At 32.2% G+C, this 5852-nt stretch carries 5 protein-coding genes; 2 read left to right on the top strand and 3 right to left on the bottom strand.

The genetic code is table 11. The annotated features are described in order from the left end of the window. Positions 1-68: 68 nt before the first annotated feature. Positions 69-335, top strand: a complete 267-nt coding sequence (locus ACR0QS_RS10175; protein WP_432633337.1) for a DUF2442 domain-containing protein — start codon at positions 69-71, stop codon at positions 333-335. 73 nt (positions 336-408) lie between these two features. Here the strand turns inward: ACR0QS_RS10175 and ACR0QS_RS10170 are convergent, their stop codons facing one another. Genes ACR0QS_RS10170 through ACR0QS_RS10160 form a run of 3 tightly spaced genes read right to left on the bottom strand, consistent with a single transcriptional unit; the run spans position 409 to position 4693 of the window. Next, entirely contained in the window at positions 409-2079 is a 1671-nt protein-coding gene (locus ACR0QS_RS10170; protein ID WP_432633336.1) for a hypothetical protein, read from the bottom strand. Between the two features lie 34 nt (positions 2080-2113). Beyond that, positions 2114-3802, bottom strand: a complete 1689-nt coding sequence (locus ACR0QS_RS10165; protein WP_432633335.1) for a hypothetical protein — start codon at positions 3800-3802, stop codon at positions 2114-2116. Between the two features lie 39 nt (positions 3803-3841). Further along, the gene (locus ACR0QS_RS10160) at positions 3842-4693 is read right to left on the bottom strand and encodes a hypothetical protein (protein WP_432633334.1); all 852 of its coding nucleotides are present in this window, start codon (positions 4691-4693) and stop codon (positions 3842-3844) included. Between the two features lie 353 nt (positions 4694-5046). Here ACR0QS_RS10160 and ACR0QS_RS10155 point away from each other — a divergent pair, with 353 nt between their 5' ends. Beyond that, positions 5047-5754: a JAB domain-containing protein gene (locus tag ACR0QS_RS10155; RefSeq protein ID WP_432633333.1), complete on the top strand. Its 708-nt coding sequence runs from the start codon at positions 5047-5049 to the stop codon at positions 5752-5754. Positions 5755-5852 lie beyond the last annotated feature (98 nt).

Below are 5852 nucleotides of genomic sequence, written 5' to 3'. Positions count from 1 at the left end.
TTTATAATCGTTTAATTATTTGATTTTAACGCGTATTTATTCTAAAATTAAGATTAAACGGAGTAATTATGTTTTATAAAATTAAAGAAGTTAAACCAAAGCCCGACATGAAACTTTTAATACAATTTGAAAATGGAATATTTAAAATATACGATGTCAAACAATTACTCGATAAATTCAAAAATTTTGAAGCTTTAACGGATGAAATTTTATTTAATCTCGTAAAAATTGACGCTCATGGCTACGGCGTTTATTGGAACGACTATCTCGATATCGGTTGTAACGAATTATGGTATAACGGTAAAGAAACGGATTTAAAAAATATTATTAAGTAAAAAATAAAAACGGGCAGAGGAATTTTCCAATGCCCGAATGATAATGAATGAATTTGAATTTATTAAAATTTTGCTATTGAGCCGATTTAAATTCTAAAGTATAAGTAAGTTCCATCGTTTCATAATAACCAGTCGAGCCTTTCCATACATACTTTATAGTAAAATCTTTCTTTTCTCCTCTTTTTAGAGTAAAATTCTTATCTACTGTCATTTGGCTAAAACTGTTCTCATCCTTTACGCTGTCGACAACGAAAGCGTCTTTATCTGGGTTATAAATTAATCTCACTTTTTGAGAATCTTTATTTGCAGCCCATCCGCTGTAATTATTTCCAAATCCCGCGGTATCGACATATTCTAAACTCAAATTATATTTCGCTATATCGGCAGCCAAATCTATATATACATCTTTATCTCTTTTTATATCTTCTATTTCATAGCTTTTAAAATGATTATCTGCATATTTTGTTTCGCCCCAGCCAAATTTTGACAATTCGCCTTCATAAGCTATTAAAGGAAGAAGGTCGTTCATTCTCCATATATATTCAACTTCGCTCGGAAAATTGCCGTCATAAACCACTCCGCCTATTTTATAATGGTAGTAGCCTTCGCTAATAAGAAGTTTTCCAAGATAATAAGCACCGAATCTCCAAGTATACGCGCCTATGCTTCTTAAACTTTTAGCCGTAACCGTTATTATATCTTTAGTGGTTTCGCCGTAATCGTCTCCTCCGATAACGCCGTCTATATTAGAACCTCCGCTAACATTAGTTTTTATCGGTATATATGGAGAGCGTCCAGGTATTCCGTAAGTCGCTATCGGTCTGCTTAAATCTTTAGCGTTTCCGCCGTCTATTCTCGGTCCGTATCTTTTATTATTTCCTATAGAATCCAAACACCATTTATATATTTCAATTTCTCCGTTCTGTTTAACTATTCCGATTGGGTCGTATTCATAAAAATAAGTCGCTCCGCTTACTTTGAAATTTACTTTGCTTCCGCTATTATAATCGGTTTCCCAGCCCGCGTCTACGCTTCCCCATTTAATCGGCGCTTTAGGAGTTCCCGATATATATTGCTTCCATTCCACAGGCACGGCATAACCAAATACCAATTTTGAATAAGTATCTATAGCAACCAAATAATTATCTGTATATACCAAACCTAAAGCCTTTCCGTTAAATCTATAGAAATAAAATCTCTTCATTCTATCGCTTTTATTATATCTGCTGTCCGCCGAAAAAAGAGGATTTTTACTTTTATAAAGCCAGTATTGAACTGAAGAAAGAGACTGTCCGCCTGCGGTAGTATTCGGTCCGTTATAGTAATATGAATTTTCGGAAGAGTTTCCCAAATTCCAATTTCCGCTAACTAATTGATAAGAAGGTCTATTATTTCCGTCAAACGAAGCCCTTATTTGCATATTATCAAAATTCATGTTGAATCTGTAATCGGGTTTATTCCATTCTCCATGAACGAAAGGGTCTAAATATACGGTAGTTGTTCCGTCTTCATTCGTTCCGTCCGAAGAATCGCCGCTAAAATCTGGAATATGATTTGTCAACCAAATTGGTATTCTTTCGTCATCAGGGTCAAATTCTCCGGGCAAATCGTCTCCGCCAGTATCTCCAATATCGCTTGCGCTTTTATTATAATAATATCTTGGATTGAAACGACTTTGACATGAATATAGAAACAAAAAAGCCGTTATAAATAAAATAAATAAATATATTTTTTTAATTTTCATTTTAATCTTACCTCTTTTATCGTTAATTTAAAGATTATTTAACTTCTTTAAATTCTAAAGTGTAGAATATATCGACAGTCTCATAATATCCCCAAACTCCGAGCCAGTTATATCGCATACAGAATTCTTTTGTTTCGCCTCGTTTCAAAATAAAATTATCGTAAATCGACAAATCGCTTCCGACTTTACTTTCCACAACGAAAGCGTCTTTTGAAGAATCGTATTTTAATTTTACTTTATGCGTATCTTTTTTCGCTTTTACTCCGCTTCCGCTTACTCCCAAATTATTTTCATCCATATATTCCAAAAGCAAATTATATTTTGTCAATGTGGAGGCTAATTCTATATAAACTTCTCTCTCTTTAATATTTTCAACTTCTAGTCTATAAGCGTTAGCTCCAGAAAACCATTTTGTTTCGTTATCTTTTATTTTAAATTTCTCTCCGCCTCTCTGTCCGAGTATTTTAATTCCAACTCCGTTTTCGTATAATTCTTCCAAATTTACAAGTTCGGTAGGAATTTCCGAGTCATAAACAGCGGCGCCTATTCCGTAAGTGAAAAATCCCCAGTTTTGCGCGTCATAACGATAAGGAGGATACATAGTTTTTATTGAGCCGATATAACCCCAACCTTCTCCGCTTTTCGCTCCTAAATTTCTTATACATTTAGCGACTACTGTTATCTCTTCTTTCGTGGTTTCTTCGTCTCCAAAATCTCCTCCGCCTGAAGAACCGCCGCTTCCGTTAGTTTTTATCGGTATATATGGAGAGCGTCCAGGTTTTCCGTAAGTAGCTATGGCTCGGCTTAAATCTCTCGCGTTATTTCCTTCTATTCTCGGTCCGTATCTCTTATTATTTCCTATAGAATCCAAACACCATTGATATATCTCAATTTCTCCATTCTCTTTAACTATTCCAATCGGGTCGTATTCGTAGAAATAAGACGCTCCGCTTACTTTGAAACTTGCCTGTTTTTCCGTGTTATAATCCGCTTCCCAGCCCAATTCCACGCTTCCCCATTTAATCGGCGCTTTAGGAGTTCCAGCCATATATAATTTCCATTGAACAGGAACGGCATAAGCAAATACTAATTTTGAATAAGTGTCTATTGCAACCAAATAATTATCGGTATCGACCATTCCCAAAGCTTTTCCCGTAAATCTATAAAAATAAAATCTATTCATTCTGTTTGTAGTATTATATTTGCTTGTAGGACTAAAAAGCGGGTTTTTTCCTTTATAGAGATAATATTTAACCGACTGAATCGACTGTCCCGCTCCCGTAGTATTATCTCCATTATAAGTATATTCGCTTTTTTGAGGACTTGCCGATTGCCAATTTCCTTTAACTAATCTATAAGAAGGGCGATTATTTCCGTCAAAAGAAGCCTTTATTACATAATCGTCAAAATTCATATTGAATCTATAATTAGGGTCGTTCCATTCTCCGTTAGCGAAAGGGTCTAAATATACAGTATTTCCAGAGCCTCCGTTTGTTCCGTCCGAAGAATCGCCGTTAAAATCTGGAACATAATTAGTAGCCCAATTTGGAATGCTTTCGCTATCGGGGTCAAAATCATCGGGCAAATCTTCTCCGCCCGTATCTCCACTATCGCTTGCGCTTTTATTATAATAATATTTTGGATTGAAACGACTTTGACATGAATATATAAAAATAAAAGCCGTTATAAACAAAATAAATAAATATATTTTTTTAATTTTCATTTTATTATCCTTAAATATTAAAACCGTTAAATAAATCGATTAACCTCTAAATTGCAAACCTAAACTTAAACCGAAATCTATGGAATTCAAATAAAGAGAAGACATTGGAGTTTCCGTGCTAAAGTTTGGTCTTTGCGCTCCTGTATGTATTAAATTAAGAAGACTGTCGGGCATGGTTATATATTTTGGTTTATAAATATTGAATCTGCTATATATTCCTAAAATTATTTCTACTCTGTCGTTTATAGGCTGATTATATTCGAGCATCAATTTTATACTAAACATAACGGGATTCATATTTTTCATCATGAAATCAGTTACCACTATTTCGCCCATTTCTGGAAGTTTTATAACACTGCTTAAATCAATATCCGAGTAAGCCAAATATTCTGGGGAAGTGTCTGCGATTATTTTTCCTCCTAATTGAAGTCCGAGCGCCAATCTGCTTTCCAAAAGATATAATTTAGAACCTACTCCAAAACTTATTACGGGAGCATAATTAATATTTATAAACATTTTAGCGGATGTTCCTCCAAATGTTCCGCCAGAAACCATACCGCTAAAACCGCTTCCAACTCCGACAGAAACATATAAACTCATTCCGCTGAATTTACTAAATTCGGATTTTTTTCCGCCAAACCATCTGTCGACTCCGAATAAATAACCTAATTCCGCTTCTCCGTCCATAGTATAACCAACGGAACCCTTCATAAAAGAAGCTCCCATTTTATCCAAATCTTCTTGACTTATCGAAGGCAATGTCGCGCTTCCGTTGAAATTCGCTCTCAAGCCCCAAATGAAGCCTTCTTCAAATCCGTATAAATTTATTGAATTTAATGAAATCGTCAAAATTATAATTGAAATTATATTCGATAAAAATTTTCTATTCATAAAAACCTCTCCTTTCTTAATTTAATTTTTTAATTTATTTAATTTCCTTATAGTTAAACTATACTATATAATAATCGTATAAGTCAATAGGAATAATACAATTTTTTTAACAATTTTCACAAAATTCGGCGATAAATCTAATTTTACATATTAAATATAATACATTTACTACAATTTTTTAGACAATTTTTATTAAGTGTAGTCTAATTTATCGACACTTTTTAATTTTTGTCGGATTTTAATCTTTATAAAATTTTTATAAAATTCTTATAAAAAAATCATTTTAATTAGGCTTAAAAAATAAAAAAATTTGTTTAACTATAACATATAAGATTAAAAAAGGAATTAGTTTTATGATAGAAATAGAATATAACGAATACAAAGAAAATAAAGAAAATAATTTAAATGAAATAAATAAAGAACTTGATAAAGAAAAAGAAATTATAAGTTTTATTCTTTCAAACGGAATTTCTGAAGAAAAATCTAAAATGATAACGGAAAAACTTTATTATAAATTTTACAATTTGCATAATATTGTCAACGCTTCCGAAAAAGAACTTATAAAAATAAAAGGACTTGGAGCTAAAAAAAGCAAAATTCTTAAAAGCGTCCCGAAACTTTTGGAATATTATTTATTAAGCGGTTTGAAATTGTCCGCTTCGCATTTTAAGAAAAAAGATTTGACAGATTATTTGATAGTAAAATTAGGAAAATTAAAATTTGAAACTTTTTCAATAATTTGTCTTGATATAAATAAAAGATTTATATCGATGGAGCAAATTTTTAGAGGAACTATAGATTCGGCTACGATTTATCCACGAGATTTAGTGGAAAAATCGTTATCGGCGGGCGCAAGTTTTGTAATTATCGCTCATAATCATCCTTCGGGAATTGCAAGCCCTTCAAAAGAGGATTTGGAAATTACAAACGCTTTATTTAAGGCATTTTTAACCGTGAATATAAAAATGATGGACCATTTGATAGTCGCGGGAAATTCGGTTTATAGTTTCAGAGATAACGGAATTTTTGATAATTATAATTTAGAGAATATAAAAATATAAATTGTTAAATTATGAATAAAATAATTATGTTAAATAACTAACCAAAATTTTAAGCATTCCGAAAATTCTAATATAATTGTATAGTCGTAAAATTAAAT

The sequence above is a fragment of the Brachyspira sp. genome, from assembly GCF_050873525.1.
GTDB lineage: Bacteria > Spirochaetota > Brachyspiria > Brachyspirales > Brachyspiraceae > Brachyspira.
This window is presented reverse-complemented; position numbering and strand designations above follow the sequence as displayed.

What these genes read in the sequence shown, in the direction of transcription:
- ACR0QS_RS10175 (WP_432633337.1), top strand. Translation starts at nt 69, where the DNA reads ATGTTTTATAAAATTAAAGAAGTTAAACCAAAGCCCGACATGAAACTT.
- ACR0QS_RS10170 (WP_432633336.1), bottom strand. Translation starts at nt 2,079, where the DNA reads ATGAAAATTAAAAAAATATATTTATTTATTTTATTTATAACGGCTTTT.
- ACR0QS_RS10165 (WP_432633335.1), bottom strand. Translation starts at nt 3,802, where the DNA reads ATGAAAATTAAAAAAATATATTTATTTATTTTGTTTATAACGGCTTTT.
- ACR0QS_RS10160 (WP_432633334.1), bottom strand. Translation starts at nt 4,693, where the DNA reads ATGAATAGAAAATTTTTATCGAATATAATTTCAATTATAATTTTGACG.
- ACR0QS_RS10155 (WP_432633333.1), top strand. Translation starts at nt 5,047, where the DNA reads ATGATAGAAATAGAATATAACGAATACAAAGAAAATAAAGAAAATAAT.